At 73.6% G+C, this 16,268-nt stretch carries 12 protein-coding genes and 1 riboswitch; of the genes, 7 read left to right on the forward strand and 5 right to left on the reverse strand.

What is annotated here, in order from left to right; all coding sequences use genetic code 11:
• Positions 1–4: 4 nt before the first annotated feature.
• The 3 genes from lepA to JL106_RS08565 all read right to left on the reverse strand — a co-directional run bounded on the left by lepA (position 5) and on the right by JL106_RS08565 (position 3,734).
• Positions 5–1,933 (reverse strand): translation elongation factor 4, encoded by a 1,929-nt coding sequence (gene lepA, locus JL106_RS08555; RefSeq protein ID WP_205260275.1) that lies wholly within the window; start codon positions 1,931–1,933, stop codon positions 5–7.
• A gap of 51 nt (positions 1,934–1,984) precedes the next feature.
• Positions 1,985–2,905 carry a TetR/AcrR family transcriptional regulator gene (locus JL106_RS20850; RefSeq protein WP_205260276.1) on the reverse strand — a complete coding sequence of 307 codons (921 nt, stop codon included), beginning with the start codon at positions 2,903–2,905 and terminating at the stop codon, positions 1,985–1,987.
• A 73-nt stretch (positions 2,906–2,978) separates the two neighbouring features.
• On the reverse strand, positions 2,979–3,734 hold the full coding sequence (locus tag JL106_RS08565; RefSeq protein WP_205260277.1) for a YaaA family protein: 756 nt from the start codon (positions 3,732–3,734) through the stop codon (positions 2,979–2,981).
• Between the two features lie 167 nt (positions 3,735–3,901).
• On the opposite strand from JL106_RS08565, the gene JL106_RS08570 reads away from it, so the two are divergent.
• From JL106_RS08570 to JL106_RS08580, 3 genes are all read left to right on the forward strand, one after another.
• A complete protein-coding gene (locus JL106_RS08570; RefSeq protein ID WP_236007104.1) occupies positions 3,902–5,620 on the forward strand; it encodes a molybdopterin-dependent oxidoreductase in 1,719 nt (572 codons plus the stop codon).
• A 75-nt stretch (positions 5,621–5,695) separates the two neighbouring features.
• Positions 5,696–7,459 carry a molybdopterin-dependent oxidoreductase gene (locus tag JL106_RS08575; RefSeq protein ID WP_205260279.1) on the forward strand — a complete coding sequence of 588 codons (1,764 nt, stop codon included), beginning with the start codon at positions 5,696–5,698 and terminating at the stop codon, positions 7,457–7,459.
• Positions 7,460–7,643: 184 nt separating this feature from the next.
• Positions 7,644–8,363, forward strand: coding sequence for a fasciclin domain-containing protein (locus JL106_RS08580; protein ID WP_407940129.1), 720 nt, complete (start codon positions 7,644–7,646; stop codon positions 8,361–8,363).
• Between the two features lie 40 nt (positions 8,364–8,403).
• Here the strand turns inward: JL106_RS08580 and JL106_RS08585 are convergent, their stop codons facing one another.
• A complete protein-coding gene (locus JL106_RS08585) occupies positions 8,404–8,844 on the reverse strand; it encodes a DoxX family protein (protein ID WP_205260281.1) in 441 nt (146 codons plus the stop codon).
• A 234-nt stretch (positions 8,845–9,078) separates the two neighbouring features.
• On the opposite strand from JL106_RS08585, the gene rpsT reads away from it, so the two are divergent.
• The gene (gene rpsT, locus JL106_RS08590) at positions 9,079–9,339 is read left to right on the forward strand and encodes a 30S ribosomal protein S20 (protein WP_205260282.1); all 261 of its coding nucleotides are present in this window, start codon (positions 9,079–9,081) and stop codon (positions 9,337–9,339) included.
• Positions 9,340–9,430: 91 nt separating this feature from the next.
• Here rpsT and holA read toward each other — a convergent pair whose 3' ends face one another.
• The gene (holA, locus tag JL106_RS08595; protein ID WP_205260283.1) at positions 9,431–10,447 is read right to left on the reverse strand and encodes a DNA polymerase III subunit delta; all 1,017 of its coding nucleotides are present in this window, start codon (positions 10,445–10,447) and stop codon (positions 9,431–9,433) included.
• An 83-nt stretch (positions 10,448–10,530) separates the two neighbouring features.
• Here holA and JL106_RS20855 point away from each other — a divergent pair, with 83 nt between their 5' ends.
• The 3 genes from JL106_RS20855 to JL106_RS08610 all read left to right on the forward strand — a co-directional run bounded on the left by JL106_RS20855 (position 10,531) and on the right by JL106_RS08610 (position 16,199).
• Positions 10,531–11,358, forward strand: a complete 828-nt coding sequence (locus tag JL106_RS20855) for a peptidylprolyl isomerase (RefSeq protein WP_205260284.1) — start codon at positions 10,531–10,533, stop codon at positions 11,356–11,358.
• 135 nt (positions 11,359–11,493) lie between these two features.
• Positions 11,494–11,646: riboswitch (SAM riboswitch) on the forward strand.
• Between the two features lie 14 nt (positions 11,647–11,660).
• On the forward strand, positions 11,661–12,947 hold the full coding sequence (gene thrC / locus JL106_RS08605) for a threonine synthase (protein ID WP_205260449.1): 1,287 nt from the start codon (positions 11,661–11,663) through the stop codon (positions 12,945–12,947).
• Between the two features lie 243 nt (positions 12,948–13,190).
• Positions 13,191–16,199 carry a fibronectin type III domain-containing protein gene (locus JL106_RS08610; protein WP_205260285.1) on the forward strand — a complete coding sequence of 1,003 codons (3,009 nt, stop codon included), beginning with the start codon at positions 13,191–13,193 and terminating at the stop codon, positions 16,197–16,199.
• Positions 16,200–16,268 lie beyond the last annotated feature (69 nt).

Genomic DNA, 16,268 nt, shown 5'->3' on the forward strand with positions numbered 1-16,268 from the left:
CGGATCACTTCTTGGCGTCCTTGCCGGCGGTGGCGGCGGGCGCGTCGGTGGACAGTGCGGCGATGAAGGCTTCCTGGGGCACCTCGACCCGGCCGACCATCTTCATCCGCTTCTTGCCCTCCTTCTGCTTCTCCAGCAGCTTGCGCTTGCGGGTGATGTCGCCGCCGTAGCACTTGGCCAGCACGTCCTTGCGCATGGCGCGGATGGTCTCGCGGGCGATGACCCGGGAGCCGACCGCGGCCTGGATCGGCACCTCGAACTGCTGCCGCGGGATCAGCTCGCGCAGCTTGGCCGTCATCGAGACCCCGTACGAGTAGGCCGCTTCCCGATGCACGATGGCCGAGAACGCATCGACCGCCTCGCCCTGCAGCAGGATGTCGACCTTGACCAGGTCGGCGTCCTCCATGCCGATCTCCTCGTAGTCCAGCGACGCGTACCCGCGGGTGCGGGACTTCAACGCGTCGAAGAAGTCGAAGATGATCTCGGCGAGCGGCATGGTGTACCGCATCTCGACCCGGGACTCACTGAGGTAGTCCATCCCGCCGAGGGTTCCGCGGCGCGACTGGCACAGTTCCATGATGGCGCCGATGTACTCGCTCGGCGCGATGACGGTGCAGCGCACCATCGGCTCCTGGATCTGCTTGATCTTGCCGGCCGGCCAGTCCGACGGGTTGGTGACGACGTGCTCGGTGCCATCCTCCATCGTCACCTGGTAGACGACCGTCGGCGCCGTGGAGATCAGGTCCAGCCCGAACTCGCGCTCCAGCCGGTCCCGGGTGATCTCCAGGTGCAGCAGCCCGAGATAGCCGCAGCGGTATCCGAACCCGAGGGCGGCGGAGGACTCCGGCTCGTAGGTCAGCGCGGCGTCGTTGAGCCGCAGCTTGTCCAGCGCGTCGCGCAGCAGCGGGTAGTCGCTGCCGTCGAGCGGGAACAGCCCGGAGTAGACCATCGGCCGCGGGTCGCGGTACCCGCCGAGCGCCTGGGTGGCCCCCTTGACCTGGGAGGTGACGGTGTCGCCGACCTTGGACTGCCGGACGTCCTTGACCCCGGTGATCAGGTAGCCGACCTCGCCGACGCCGAGCCCCTTGGTCGGCACCGGCTCGGGCGAGATGATGCCGACCTCGAGCAGCTCGTGGGTGGCCTTGGACGACATCATCTGGATGCGTTCACGCGGGGTGATCTTCCCGTCCACCACCCGGATGTAGGTGATGACGCCGCGGTAGATGTCGTAGACCGAGTCGAAGATCATCGCCCGGGCCGGTGCGTCCGGATCGCCGACCGGGGCCGGGATCTGGTCCACCACCAGGTCGAGCAGCTCGGCCACCCCGGCACCGGTCTTGCCGGACACCCGCAGCACGTCCTCCGGCGACCCGCCCAGGATGTGCGCGATCTCCTCGGCGTACCGCTCCGGCTGGGCGGCCGGCAGGTCGATCTTGTTCAGCACCGGGATGACCGTCAGGTCGTTCTCCAGGGCCAGGTACAGGTTGGCCAGGGTCTGCGCCTCGATGCCCTGGGCGGCGTCGACCAGCAGCACCGCCCCCTCGCACGCGGCCAACGACCGGGACACCTCGTAGGTGAAGTCCACGTGCCCCGGGGTGTCGATCATCTGCAGCACGTGCTCGGTGCCGGCGCGGCTCCCGCTGCGCGGAGTCCACGGCAGCCGCACGTTCTGGGCCTTGATGGTGATGCCGCGTTCCCGCTCGATGTCCATCCGGTCCAGGTACTGCGCGCGCATGGAGCGGTCGTCGACGACGCCGGTGAGCTGCAGCATGCGGTCGGCCAGCGTCGACTTGCCGTGGTCGATGTGCGCGATGATGCAGAAGTTGCGGATCAGCTCGGGCGCCGTGAACGTCGTCCGGTGCGCGATCGATGCATTGGGGGCCAAGGCGGGACTTTCGGCTGGTCGGGCAGCTGGTCGGGAACTCGGGTCCATCACTGTCGGGATCCATCGTCCCACGTGACGTCGCCGGCCCCGCCCGTCAGCTCACCGGTCCCGGGTCCGCTCGGCCAGCAGCTCGATGGCTCGCAGGATCCGGCCCAGCTGCGCCTCGAAGGTGGCCGCGGGGTCCTGCCGGAACGCCCCGCCGTACCAGAGGGCCTTGGTGGCGGGCAGGTCCGCGGTCGGCAGGTGCTCGGCCCAGAACGACCGCTCACCGGCCTCCCCCGGTGCCGCCGATCCGCGACCGAGTTCCTCCGCGTTCGGCACCCGGCCCAGCCGCCGGGCCCGCAGCGGCGCCGTGGCCGCCCGCCCGGCGGCACCGAAGACGAAGGACTCCAGCAGTTCCCGGGTGGTGGTGACGTCGAAGGTGTCGAGGCCGGCGTCGAGCAGGGCCTGCAGCATCTCCTCGGTGGCCGCCAGCACGTTCGGGCCGAACGGCCGGGCCCACAGGTCGGTGGTGAGCAGCCACGGATCGTCGAGATACGTCTGCCGGGTCTGCTGCACGTGCGACCGGATCCGTTCCTGCCACGGCGCCTCCCGGTCGACCCGCTGCCGGCGGCCGTAGGCCGCGTCGATCATCAGCTCGACCAGGTCGCCGCGTCCGGGCACGTACGTGTAGAGCGTCATCGCCCCGACGCCCAGCCGCTTGGCCACGGCCCGCATGGTCAGGTCCTGCAGGCCGTGCAGGCCGCCGTCCCGAGCCAGGTCGGTACCGGCGCCGACGATGTCGTCGAGAGTGAGCCGCGGCTTGGGGCCGCGGCGGCCACTGCGCACGTCCCGCCAGAGCAGGGCGAGCAGCCGCTCGGGGTCGGTGACCTGGTCGGGGTCGGCGGCCTCGACCGGACCCGTGTCACCGGGCGGCTCCGTGTCACCGGCCGGTTCGGCGGCGGGGACGTCGCTCGCGGACAGGTCGGCGTCCGACTCGTCCGCCCCGGCGTCGCCGCCGGGCTCCCTCGATCCAGTCACCGCGTCACTCCCTCGTCCGCTCGGGTCTGCCGGTCCATCGTCACCCCGGCGCCGGCACGCGCCGCGGACCGGCTCACGTGATCAGGTCCAGCCGGTCGGGCGCCGGTCGTTCCACGGTCAACCCGGCCCGCCGGGCCACCCGCACCATGGTCGCCACGTCGCCCACCTCGGCCCGGGTGGCCAGCAACGCGCGAGCCAGCCGTCCCTTGGCCGCCTTGCTGAAGTGGCTCACCACGGTGCGCGATCCGTCGGGCCGTTCGCTGAGCACCCGGACCCCCACCGCGCCCGGGACGGGCGCGAAGGCGGCGTACGCGCCGGAGCGCAGATCGAGCACGAGGCCGTGCGTGTCGGCTGCCGCAGCCAGGACCGGCGTCAGCACCGGACGCCAGCCGGCCGGGACGGCCGGACCGCCGGGCAGCACGGAGCCGGCCGACAGCCGGTAGGCCGGGATCCTGTCGGCCCCCGCGACCACGCCGAACAGCGCCGAGCTGATCAGCAGCAACCGTCCGGCCCGTTCACGCGCCGCCGGTGGCAGCGACGGCACGTCCAGGTGGTCGAACAGCACGCCGGTGTAGCGGGCGACGGCCGGCAGCGTGGGTGCGGTGCGGACCGCGGCGGTGGCCAGCACCTCGTCGTCCTTCCCGGCGGAGACGCCCAGCGCCGCCCGCGCTGCGGGCAGGTCGGCGCACAGGGCCACGACCCGGTCGAGCTGTCGTTCCCGGGCGGCCGTCAGACCGGGTGCATCGGCCCACACCAGTCCGGCCGGATCGACGGGTGCCCCGTCGCCGCCGGTGGCCTTGGTCTCCGAGGGCGGGAGCAGGATGAGCACGACGGCGGACCTTAGTCGCCGGACCGATGCACCATGGTCCCGCGGGCATCCCCGTCGCCTGTGCGCCCGTCCCGCCGGTCCTGGAGGCTGCCGTGTCGTTCTCCGTCGGGACTCCCCCGTCGTCTGGGTCCGCTCCCTCGACTCCGGTCGCACCGTCCGGCCTGTGGATGCCCGGCCGCGCCGCCGCTGTGGGCCTGGGGCTGGCCGCGGTCGCCCTCACCCTCGGCGTGGCCGAGCTGGTCGCGGCCGGCGGCCAGGCGGTCGGGCTGTTCGGTCCGGCGGCCGCGCCGCTGTCCGCGCTGGGCGCCGGATTCATCGACCTCACCCCGGGCTGGCTCAAGGACCTGGCCGTCTCGTGGTTCGGAGTGCACGACAAGACGGCGCTGCGGGTCGGCATGGGCGTGGTGCTGGTGCTGGCGGCCGCGGTGATCGGGCTCATCGGGCGGCGATCGCCCAGGATCGCCGCCGCGGTCGCCGCCGGGCTGCTGGTCGTGGCCGCCGTCGCCGTGCTGACCCGGGCGGACGCCGCGGCGTTCGACCTGGCGCCGCTCATCGTCGGGGGCACGGCCGGGCTCTGGCTGCTGCTCAGCGCGTGGCGCCGGACGGCGCTGCCGCCGGACGTGTTGGCCGCGGCCCGGAGACGGTCGGCGGACGACGGACCGGTCTGGTCCGACGATCCCGACGGCAGCACCGCGGCCGGGCCGCCCGCCGGGCCGGGCCCTCGCGACCGCGGCGGTCGGGTCGTGCTGACCGGCGACCGGCACCCGATGGGTCCGGTCGCGGGCGCGGGCGGCGGCACCGGTGTCGACCGGCGCCAATTCCTGCGGCTGGCCGGCAGTGGCGCGGTGGTGGCGGTGCTGGCCGGCGCGGTGTCGCGGCTCATCCCCAGCGGCGCCGACGTCGCCGCCAGCCGGGCCGCGTTCGGCCTCCCGGTCGCGGGTGACCTGCTCCCGGTGCCCGGCACTCCGCTCGACGTCCCGGGACTGGCCTCGTTCATCACCCCGAACGCCGACTTCTACCGCATCGACACCGCATTCACCGTCCCCCGGATGACCACCGCGGACTGGCGGCTGAACGTGCACGGGCTGGTCGACAGCCCGTTCGAGCTGACCTTCGACGAGCTGGTGGTCATGCCGTCGGTGGAACGAACCATCACCCTGACCTGTGTCTCGAACGAGGTCGGCGGCGACCTGATCGGCACCGCCCGCTGGCAGGGTGTGCGGATCGCCGACGTGCTGGCCCGGGCCGGGGTGCGGACCGCGGACGGACCCCAGGGCGGCCCGGACTGCGTGCTGTCCACCAGTGTCGACGGGTTCACCGTCACCACCCCCCTGCAGGCGCTGACCGACGGACGGGACGCGTTGCTGGCCTACGGCATGAACGGCGAGCCGCTGCCCCAGGAGCACGGCTTCCCGGTCCGCATGGTGGTCCCCGGCCTGTACGGCTACGTCTCGGCGACCAAGTGGGTGGTCGACCTCGCGGTGACCCGCTTCGAGCGGGTGTCGGCGTTCTGGTCCGATCGGGGTTGGGCCGAGGAAGGACCCATCAAGCTGTCGTCCCGGATCGACGTCCCACGTCCGCTGGAACCGGTGCCGGCCGGCGAGGTGACCATCGCCGGGGTGGCCTGGGCCCAGCACATCGGAGTCGCCGCCGTCCAGGTGCAGATCGACGGGGGCGACTGGCAGGACGCCGAGCTGTCCGACGCCGGCACCGCGGACACCTGGCGGCAGTGGGTGTACCGCTGGGTGGACGCTCCGGCGGGTGAGCACTGGCTGCGATGCCGGGCGACCGACGCCGCCGGGACGGTGCAGACCGCCGACGTCGCCCCGCCGGCCCCGGACGGGTCGACCGGGTTGGACGCGGTCAAGCTCATCGTCTCGCCGTGAGCCCTCCCGGGTGACCGGACCCGGGTGATCGGCTTCGGCGCCCATCCAGGACGAGCACGGCGACGAAGCCCGGGCATGACCCAGCGCTCCGCGCCCGCCGCCACCGCCGTGCCGCCGCCCCCCGCCGTCCGCGTCTGGCGGCCCGGGGTGGGCGTGTCCGCGCTGCTGGGCGTGGTCGCGGTCGGCCTGACCCTGGGCCTGGCCGAGCTGCTCGCCGCGCTGGGTTGGTGGTCCGGACTGCTCGATCCGGCCGCGTCGCCGGTGGCCTCGCTGGGCGCGGGCTTCATCGAGCTGACCCCGGAGTGGCTCAAGCGGTTCGCCATCGACACCTTCGGGGAGCACGACAAGACGGCGCTGCGCATCGGCATGGGCGTCACCCTGGTCGTGGTGGCCGTGGCGGTCGGGCTGCTCGGCCGCCGCAGCCCCCGCAGCGCCGCGACGGTCGCCGGTGCGCTCACCGCGGTGGCCGTCGCCGCCGTGGTGACCCGGCCGTCGGCGTCAGCGGTCGACGCGGTGCCCACCGTGGCCGGCGGACTGGCCGGGATCGCGCTGCTGATCGGCGCGCTGCGCCGGACCGTGCTGACCCGCGACCAGGTGACGGAGATCGAGCGGACTCGTCGCGGGGTCCCGCCCACCGGGACGACCCCTGAGCCGGCGGCGGGACGGTCGCCGGACCCCGCCGACCGGGCCGTGTTCACCGGGGCGCGGCACCCGATGTCGCGGGCCGGATCGGGCGCCGCGCAGGTCCGGCCCGGCGTGGACCGGCGGAGGTTCCTGCTGCTGGCCGGGACGGGTGCGCTGGTGGCCACGGCCGCGGGCGGACTGGCGCGATGGGTTCCCAGTGGCGCCGACGTGATGGCCAGCCGGGCGGCGCTGGCCCTGCCACCCGTGGTCGACGCTCTCCCGGTGCCGGGCACGCCGGTGGTGGTGGACGGCGTGACGCCGTTCGTGACGCCGGCCGACGCGTTCTACCGGGTCGACACCGCCTTCACGGTGCCCCAGCTCACCGCCGAGGACTGGCGGCTGCGGGTGCACGGCCGGGTCGGCCGCACCGTGGAGCTCTCCTTCGCCGACCTGCTGGCCATGCCCGCGGTGGAACGCACCATCACGCTGACGTGTGTCTCGAACGAGGTCGGCGGCAACCTGGTCGGCACCGCCCGCTGGCAGGGCGTCCGGCTCGCCGACGTGCTGGCCCTGGCCGGCGTCGGCGGCGGCCCGGGCGGGGAACCGGACGCGCCCGATTGCGTGCTGTCCACCAGCGTCGACGGCTTCACTGTCACCACGCCGCTGGACGCCCTGCTCGACGGACGGGACGCGTTGCTGGCCTACGGCATGAACGGCGACCCGCTGCCCCAGGAGCACGGCTTCCCGGTCCGCATGGTGGTCCCCGGCCTGTACGGCTACGTCTCGGCCACCAAGTGGGTGGTCGACCTGGAACTGACCCGGTTCCAGGACGTCTCGGCCTACTGGACCGACCGCGGTTGGGCCGCGCAGGCACCGATCAAGACCTCCTCGCGGATCGACGTGCCCCGCGGGTTCGCCCAGCTGCCCCCGGGTGAGGTGGTGGTGGCCGGAGTGGCCTGGGCCCAGCACCGCGGCATCACGGCCGTGCAGGTGCAGATCGACGACGGCGACTGGCAGGACGCCGAGCTCTCCGACGCGTTCACGGTCGACACCTGGCGGCAGTGGGTGTTCCGCTGGGACGCCCGGCCGGGTCCCCACGTGGTCCGGTGCCGCGCCGTCGACGGATCCGGCGTGGTGCAGACGGCGGACCGGGTCGGCACGCTGCCCGACGGCTCCACGGGTCTGGACTCGCGCCAGGTCACCGTCACCGCCTGAGACCACCCGATCCGGTGATGGTCGCATCGACACCCATCCGCACCGGACGAGGCACCGAACCACTGTCACACAACGGAAGTCGGCGGGATGTCACCGAGAATGCTGCGGTGACAAGCGCTTCCGGACGGCGGGCCGGTCGCCCGCCGACAGCACGGTCGAACCGCACCGTCCACGACAGGAGAGCATCATGATCGTCAAGCGCACCGCCACCCTGCTGGCCGGCCTCGGCCTGGCCGCCACCCTGGCCGCCTGCGGCTCCGGCTCGGACGCCGGCTCCGGCAGCATGACGACCTCGCCGTCGTCGAGCATGTCGAGCTCGTCCGACATGTCGAGCCCCATGTCGAGCCCGATGTCGAGCCCGATGTCGTCGTCCGCCCCGATGTCGAGCTCGGGCGGCGCCATGGCCGAGGGTGACCTGGTCGGCCCGGGCTGCGCGGACTACGCGGCGGCGGTGCCGTCCGGCGCCGGTTCGGTCGAGGGCATGGCCGCCGATCCCGTCGCCGTGGCCGCCTCGAACAATCCGCTGCTGACCCAGCTGACCGCGGCGGTGTCCGGCCAGCTGAACCCGCAGGTGAACCTGGTCGACACCCTGAACAACGGCGAATTCACCGTCTTCGCCCCGGTCGACGACGCCTTCGCGGCCCTGCCGGCGACCACCGTCGACACGCTGAAGACCGACAGCACCCTGCTCACCGGCATCCTGACCTACCACGTGGTGCCGGGGCAGCTGTCCCCTGATGCGGTGGTCGGCACCCACACCACGGCCAACGGCGCCACGCTGGAGGTCACCGGCTCCGGCGATGCGCTCATGGTCAACGGCGCCTCGGTCATCTGCGGCGGCGTCACCACCGCGAACGCGACCGTCTACCTGATCGACCAGGTGCTCACCCCGCCGGCGAGCTGACGGGCAGATCGCTCGATCCCAGCCGTCCGGGCCGTCCCGATCAGGGGCGGCCCGGACCCACGCCCGCCGCCTTGAGTGACCACCAGATCAACGGCAGTTGCAGCGGCAACCGAGCCAGCGTGAGGGCCTGGGCCTGGGCCGGCACCCGGTGCCGCACCGCAGTGACGGCCATGTCGATGTTCGCCGGGAACACGCCGACCATGAGCGCGGCCGACGCCCAGCCGCCCACCCGTCGGGTGGCGGGCATCGCGAGCAGCCCGGCACAGCCGATCTCGGCCACCCCGCTGACCGCGACCACCGTCGGCGCCGCCGGGAACCACGACGGCACGAACGCCTGGTAGGTGTCGGGCTTCACGAAGTGGGCGACGCCGGCCCCGCCGAGCAGGGCCACCATGAACCAGGTGGTGGCGGTGGCCTTCGGCGGGCCGTCGGCCCGGGACACGGCCGAGCGGACACGGGACGTCAGGGAGCGGAGCGGCATCGCAGCAGTGTGCGGGATGCGATCAGCGGGACGACGACCCGGACCGGTCGCTGTTGTATGCTGTTCTGTCGGTGCGTCTGCTGATGCACCTGATGGTCTGCCTCAGCGGTGGTGCGCGCTGTGCCGGCGCCCGGGACTCCCGGGTCCGATGCGGTGCACCCCCGGTCCACGGCGGACCCGACCAGGCGTGCAGAGCATCCACCAGCAACGAGAGAGATTGAAGGCAGATCCCGCGTGGCCAACATCAAGTCGCAGATCAAGCGCATCCGGACCAACGAGCTCGCCCGGCAGCGCAACAAGTCGGTGAAGTCGGCTCTGAAGACGGCCGTCCGCAAGGTGCGCACCGCGGTCGACGCCGGTGACAAGGACGCGGCGCAGGTCGAGCTGCGCGCCGCCGGCCGCAGCCTGGACAAGGCCGTCTCCAAGGGCGTCATCCACGCCAACCAGGCCGCCAACCGCAAGTCCGCGCTGGCCCAGCAGGTCAACGCGCTCTGACGCGGCGGTCGGGCCGAGCAGCCCGGCACCTGAGCATCCGACGAACGCCACGGCCCCACCACGGGCCGTGGCGTTCGTCGTCGCCGGGTGGTCAGGCGCCGCGCAGCTCGGCGATCCGCCGCACCGCCGACTCCAGGGCGTACTCGACGTCCGTGGCGGCGCCTTTCACGTCGGCGTTCACGGTCGCGACCACCGACAGCGCGGTGAGCAGCGCGGGCGGCGACCAGTGCCGGGCCACGCCGCGGGCCTTGTCGATCTTCCACGGCGGCATGCCCAGCTCCCCGGCCAGCGACACCCCGCTGCCCGGGCGGGCACCGCGCACCTTGGCCACGGTGCGCACCCCGTCCGCCAGGGCGTCGGCGACCAGCACCGGCGCCACCCCGATGGCCATCGCCCAGCGCAGCGCCTCCAGCGCCGCGGGCAGGTCCCCGGCCACGGCCAGATCGGCCACCGCGAACCCGCTGACCTCGGCCCGGCCGCTGTAGTACCGGTGCACGGCGGTCTCGTCCACCCGTCCCCCGCTGTCGGCGACCAGCTGCGACGCGGCTGCGGCCAGCTCACGCAGGTCGGACCCGACCGCCTCGACCAGCGCCGCCACCGCATCCGGCGAGGCCCGCCCACCGGCCTCCCGGATCTCGGCCCTGACGAAATCCAGCCGCTCCGCGGGCCGGGTGATCCTCGCGCAGGTCAGCACGGTGGCGCCGGCCTTGCGCAGCCCGTCGGCCAGTGGCTTGTTCCGGGCCGCGCCCGAGTGGTGGACGACCAGGGTGGTCGACTCGTCCGGGGCCGCCGCGTACCGCAGCAGTTCCGCGGTCAGGTCCTTGTTCGCGTCCTGGGCGTCGCGCAGCACGACCACCCGGGGCTCGGCGAACAGGCTGGGTGCGGTCAGATCGGCGAACTCGGCCGCCGTCAGCCCGGAGACCGTCGCGTCCCGGCGCTCGGCCTCCGGCGTGACCGCACGGATCGCCAGGACGACCCGTCGGGCGGCCCGATCGACGAGCAGTTCCTCGTCCCCGGAGAGCAGGACCAGCGGACCCGGGGACGCGACGGCCCCGGACGACCGGCCGGCGGCCCGGGGACCAGACGAGGCGGGGGACACGCCGCCCATGCTGCCAGCCGGGGCCGACACCCGACCGCGCGGCGCGTCCGCGGTGCCGGACCGGGCTGCGGTCCGGCGTCTACGGTGCTCCGGTGCCGACCCGCCTGCTCGTCGTCCCCGATCCGTCCCCGAGCGGTGCAGCCGCCGCACCGACCGCGCCGGCCGCCGCTCACCGGCGGCGGACGGGCCGGCGCCGGCTGGCTCCCGTCGCCGCCGTGCTCGCGGTGCTGTCGGTGAGCGCCTGCGGCAGTGATGCGCCGACCACGGACCCGGCCGGATCCGCCCCGGGTGACGCGGCCGCGGGAGCCCGCAGCACCGACGCGTCCGGCACCGTCACCGCGACCTGCGAGTGGACACCCAGCGGCCGGGAGGCCGCGCGGCCGGTGGATCCACCGGCCACCTCCCAGCCGGCGTCCGGCACGGTCACGACCACGCTCGACTTCGCCGGCGGACCGGTCGAGGTCACCCTGGACCGCGCGGCGGCGCCGTGCACGGTCGGCAACTTCGTCAGCCTGGCCGAGCAGGGCTGGTTCGACGCCGCCAGCTGCCACCGGCTCACCGCCCACCCCGGCCTCACCGTGCTGCAGTGCGGCGACCCGACACGCACCGGTCGCGGCGGCCCGCCCTGGGTGTTCGACGACGAGGTGCCGGCCGACGCCGGGACCGAGGCGGTTCCCTATCCGCGCGGCACGGTGGCCATGGCCAACGCTGGCCCGGACACCAACGGCTCCCAGTTCTTCCTGGTCATCGGCGACTCCCGGCTGCCCCCGGCCTACACCGTGTTCGGCAGCGTCACCGGAGGCCTGGAGGTGCTCGACGGGATCGCCGCGGCGGGCATCAACGGTGGCGGCCGGGACGGGCTGCCCGCCGGTGACGCCACCATCGACGCGGTCAGCGTCGCCGGCGCACCGTCCCCCTGACCGGACGCACCCCACCGGACGCTCCCGATCGGCCGCCCGGTCGAGCGGTCGGGCCGCCCCCGGCGGTCGGCTAAGCTGATCGCCGGACATCCGGCTCCCACCGCGGCGGTCCGGGCACCGACCACAACTGAACACACCTCATCCAGAGGGGCAGAGGGACACGGCCCGATGAAGCCCCGGCAACCACTGATGATGTTCCGACCAGCGGCCCACGGGTCCGCGCGGCGGGGCCGATCATCGGCAGGTGCCACTTCCGTCCCGGAGCAGGCGCCCCGGGGAAGATGAGCCAGAAGGGCCTCGCCATGACCAGCACCATCACCACCGCCGCCGGAACCACCGACAATGTGGGCGGTCTCGACCTCGGACCCGCTGTCGCGTTGTCCTGTCGCGAGTGCGGCAACCGGGTCGACCTCGGTCCGTACTACGCCTGTTCCGAGTGTTTCGGTCCGCTCGAGGTCTCCTACGAGTTCACCCTGGCCCGCGAGGAGCTGCGCCGGGCGATCGAGCGCGGCCCGCAGAACATCTGGCGCTACGCCCCGCTGCTGCCGGTGCCGGCCGGGATCGCTGACACCCCCAACATCAACCCGGGCTGCACCAAGCTCGTCCGCGCCGACAACCTGGCCCGTGAGCTCGGTCTCAAGCGGCTGTGGGTCAAGGACGACTCGGGCAACCCGACGCACTCGTTCAAGGACCGGGTCGTGGCCGTCGCCCTGGCCGCCGCCCGCGAGCTGGGCTTCTCGGTGCTGGCCTGCCCGTCGACCGGCAACCTGGCCAACGCGGTGGCCGCCGCGGCCGCCCGGGCCGGCATCCGCTCCGTGGTGCTGATCCCGTCCAACCTGGAGCAGCAGAAGATCCTGACCACCGCCGCCTACGGCGGGACGCTGGTCGCGGTCGAGGGCAACTACGACGACATCAACCGGCTGGCCGGCGAGATCGCCGCCGAGCAGGACGACTGGGCGTTCGTGAACGTCAACGTCCGGCCGTACTACGCCGAGGGTTCCAAGACGCTCGCGTACGAGGTGGCCGAGCAGCTGGGCTGGCGGCTGCCGCAGCAGGTCGTGGTCCCGATCGCCTCCGGCGCTCAGCTGGTGAAGATCGACAAGGGCTTCACCGAGCTCGGCAACCTGGGCCTGGTCGAGCCGACGCCCTACCGGGTGTTCGGCGCGCAGGCCACCGGGTGCGCCCCGGTGGCGCACGCCTTCAAGGACGGGCACGACACGGTCCGGCCGGTCCGGCCGGACACCATCGCCAAGTCGCTGGCCATCGGCAACCCGGCCGACGGACCGTACGTGCTGGACACGGTGCGGCGCACCGGCGGGGCCATCGAGGACGTCAGCGACGACGAGGTCATCGAGGGCATCAAGCTGCTGGCCCGCACCGAGGGCATCTTCGCCGAGACCGCCGGTGGGGTGACTGTCGCGACCCTGCGCAAGCTCCTGGCCACCGGCCAGCTCGACCCCGAGGCCGAGACCGTCATCTTCAACACCGGCGACGGCCTCAAGACCCTGGACGCGATCGCGGACGTGGTCGGCCCGACCGCGACGATCGCCCCGACGCTGAAGGCCTTCGACGCCGCCGGCCTGGCCTGATCCCACGGCGCTGTCGACAGGCCCCGATCACCACGTGCCGGTGATCGGGGCCCGTCGGCGTCTGCGGGTCCGGACGGTGGCCGCCGGCCACGCCGGGGCGATGACCGAGCGCCGCGGTCGCGGGGCCGGCACCGCCCGAACGGGTGGAAGGGGGATGACCGTTCGTCGGAGCGTAGCCAGGAGACGCCTGGATGAGGGATGGTTGCGCGCCTGCTCTCCCGTTCGAGTCCGATGGGTCCCCGCGTGCGCGCTCTCCGGTTGTTCCTCGCCCTGGCCCTGACGGTCGGGATCGTTTCGCCCGTCACCCTGTCCGCCACCGCCCCACCCGCTGTGGCGGCGGTGCCGCCGACCTACACCGATGCCCTGGTCGGATCGCTGGACTACGCCCTCGATCTGGCCGTGCTGTCCGACCGGACCGTGCTGGTGGCGACCAAGGCCGGCGTGGTGCGCAGCGTGCGCAACGGCGCCCTGCAGCCGGCCCCGGTGCTGGACCTGTCCGCTCGGCTGTGCGGCAACTACGAGCGTGGCCTGCTCGGCATCGCCACCGACCCCGCCGCCGCGACCGGCTCGACGCAGTACCTCTGGGCGTTCTGGACGGCCCGGGACGCGGGCGGCACCTGCGCCGCCCGCACCGACGGCGCCGGGCCGAACCCGGCCACCGCTCCGCGCAACCGGGTCTCGCGGTTCACGCTCCGCCCCGACGGCACCGCCGACCCGGCCAGCGAACGGGTGCTGCTCGACGGCATCTACTCCAGCTCCGGCTACCACAACGCCGGCGACATCGACCTGGGCCGGGACGGCCTGCTCTACATCGCCACCGGCGACGGGATGTGCGACTACCGCGGCGATGTCCGCTTCCCGGGCGGCAGCGGCTGCGGCCCGGCCAACGACACCGCCCGTGACCGGAACGTGCTGAACGCCAAGATCCTGCGGATCACCCAGGACGGCGGCATCCCCGCCGACAATCCGTTCCAGGGGCCCGGGACCGCGAGCTGCGCCACCGCTCCGGCCGCGGACGGCGTGACCTGCCAGGAGACGTTCGCGACCGGGCTGCGCAACCCGTTCCGGCTGGCGTTCGACCCGGACGCGGGAGGCACCTCGTTCCGGATCAACGACGTCGGCCAGGACACCTGGGACGAGATCGACCAGGGCGTCCGGGGCGCCGACTACGGCTGGAACCTCCGGGAGGGGCACTGCCAGCTGACCAACTCCGAGACGAACTGCGGCGCAGCGACACCGGCCGGGCTGACCGACCCGGTCTTCGACTACGGGCAGAGCACCGGGTGCACCTCGATCACCGGCGGGGCGTACGTGCCCAGCGGGACCTGGCCGGCGTACGCGGGCAGCTACCTGTTCGCCGACTACACCTGCGGCACGATCTTCGCCCTCTCGCCGGACAACGTGCGGACGGAGTTCGCCACCGGCCTGGATGCCCCGCTGACCATCGAGTTCGGGCCGGACGGCGCCGGGCAGGCCCTGTACTACGCCACCCCGACCGAGCTGCGCAGGATCACCGCCACCGGCAGCGCGAACCGGGCCCCGACCGCCGTCGTCACCACCGCGACCGGCCCCGGCGCCACCGAGATCTCGTTCGACGGCACCGGCAGCACCGACCCCGACGGTGACGCGCTGAGCTATCGCTGGACCTTCGGCGACGGCACCCCCACGGTCACCACCACCACGCCGAGCACGACGCACACCTACGCGAGCGTCGGCGCGTACACCGTCACCCTGCAGGTCACCGATCCCGGCGGGCTGAGCAGCCAGGCCACCGCGTCGGTGCAGGCCGGCAACGCCGCCCCGGTGCCGACGATCCTCTCGCCCACCGCGACCGACCTGTTCTCGGTCGGCACCACGTACACGCTCCGCGGCAGCGCCACCGACGCGGAGGACGGCACCCTGCCCGCGTCGTCGTTGAGCTGGACGGTGATCAAGCACCACGCCACGCACACCCACCCGGTGATCGGACCGGTCAGCGGCGCCACCACCACGATCACCGGCCCGGCGCCCGAGGACCCGGCGTCGACGACGGACAGCTGGCTCGAGATCCAGCTCACCGCCACCGATTCCCGGGGCGTGAGCACCACGGTCCGACAGGACTTCCGCCCGCGCACGGTCCCGGTCACCGTGGCGAGCGACCCGGCCGGCCTGAAGGTCACGCTGAACGGCACGGTGGTGTCCACCCCGACCACGATCACCTCGTGGGCGAACTGGGCGGTGCCGGTGAACGCCGCGCCGCAGACCGACGGCAGCGGCCGGGCCTGGACGTTCACCCGGTGGTCCGACGGCGGCGCGGCGTCACACGCCTTCATCACACCGGCCACCCCGACCACGCTGACCGCCACGTTCACCGCGGCCGGCCCGACCGCCCCGCCGGCGCCGTCCAGGGTCACCGCGACCCAGACCGGGAACGGCGCCGCCACGCTCACCTGGTCGCCGTCGAGCCTGCCCGCCGGGCAGACGGTGACCGGGTACCGGGTCGCCCGGGACGGCGTCGACAGCACCGGGTACGGGGCCTTCAGCACCGTCGTGCCGGCCACCAGCCGGTCGTTCGGCTTCGGCCGGCTGGTGGTGGGTCGTACCTACACGCTGACCGTGCAGGCGGTGACCGCGGCCGGAACCGGCACCCCGGCGACCGCGACGGTGGCGGTCCGGGCGTGGACGCTCCCGGCCGGCCCGACCGCCGTCACCGTCGTTCCCACCGGCGGCAGCGCAGCCACGATCTCCTGGTCACCGCCGACCGACAGCGGCGGGCAGCCGATCACCGGCTACCGCGTGACCCGGGACGGGACCGACAGTTCGGGGACGGGGCCGTGGTCCACGGTGCTGCCGGCGTCGGCGACCCGCTTCGTGGTCAGCAAGCTGGTCGCCTGGCGCACCTACACGCTGACGGTCTCGGCGATCACCGCCGTGGGTTCCTCCCCCGCGCACGGTGCGCAGGTGCTGGTGGGATCGCAGCAGGGTGTCCCGGCGCCGACGAAGGTGACGGTGGTGCAGGCCACGGGCACGACGCAGCGGATCAGCTGGGAGCCACCGACGGTCCCGGCCGGGATCACCCTGATCGGCTGGACCGTCACCCGGGACGGCAAGGACTCCAACGCGTTCGGGCCGTGGTCGACGACCGTCGGACCGTCCGCCCGGAGTGTGACCGTGCGCAACCTGGTGCCCGGCCGGACGTACACGATGACGGTGCAGGCCAGGACCACCAGCTGGTTCTCGGCGATCGCGCATGGCAGCGCGGTCATCCGCTGACCGTCGGCACGACCGAGGCCCGAGGCCCGAGCCCCGCACGGGGACTCGGGCCTCGGTCGGCGATCAGGT

This window comes from Nakamurella leprariae (assembly GCF_016918035.1).
Classification (GTDB): Bacteria; Actinomycetota; Actinomycetes; order Mycobacteriales; family Nakamurellaceae; genus Nakamurella; species Nakamurella leprariae.

Bases quoted from the DNA above. Each gene is read 5' to 3' on its own strand.
- lepA (WP_205260275.1), bottom strand. From the start codon at position 1,933: ATGGACCCGAGTTCCCGACCAGCTGCCCGACCAGCCGAAAGTCCCGCC.
- JL106_RS08570 (WP_236007104.1), top strand. From the start codon at position 3,902: ATGCCCGGCCGCGCCGCCGCTGTGGGCCTGGGGCTGGCCGCGGTCGCC.
- JL106_RS08575 (WP_205260279.1), top strand. From the start codon at position 5,696: ATGACCCAGCGCTCCGCGCCCGCCGCCACCGCCGTGCCGCCGCCCCCC.
- JL106_RS08585 (WP_205260281.1), bottom strand. From the start codon at position 8,844: ATGCCGCTCCGCTCCCTGACGTCCCGTGTCCGCTCGGCCGTGTCCCGG.
- holA (WP_205260283.1), bottom strand. From the start codon at position 10,447: ATGGGCGGCGTGTCCCCCGCCTCGTCTGGTCCCCGGGCCGCCGGCCGG.
- thrC (WP_205260449.1), top strand. From the start codon at position 11,661: ATGACCAGCACCATCACCACCGCCGCCGGAACCACCGACAATGTGGGC.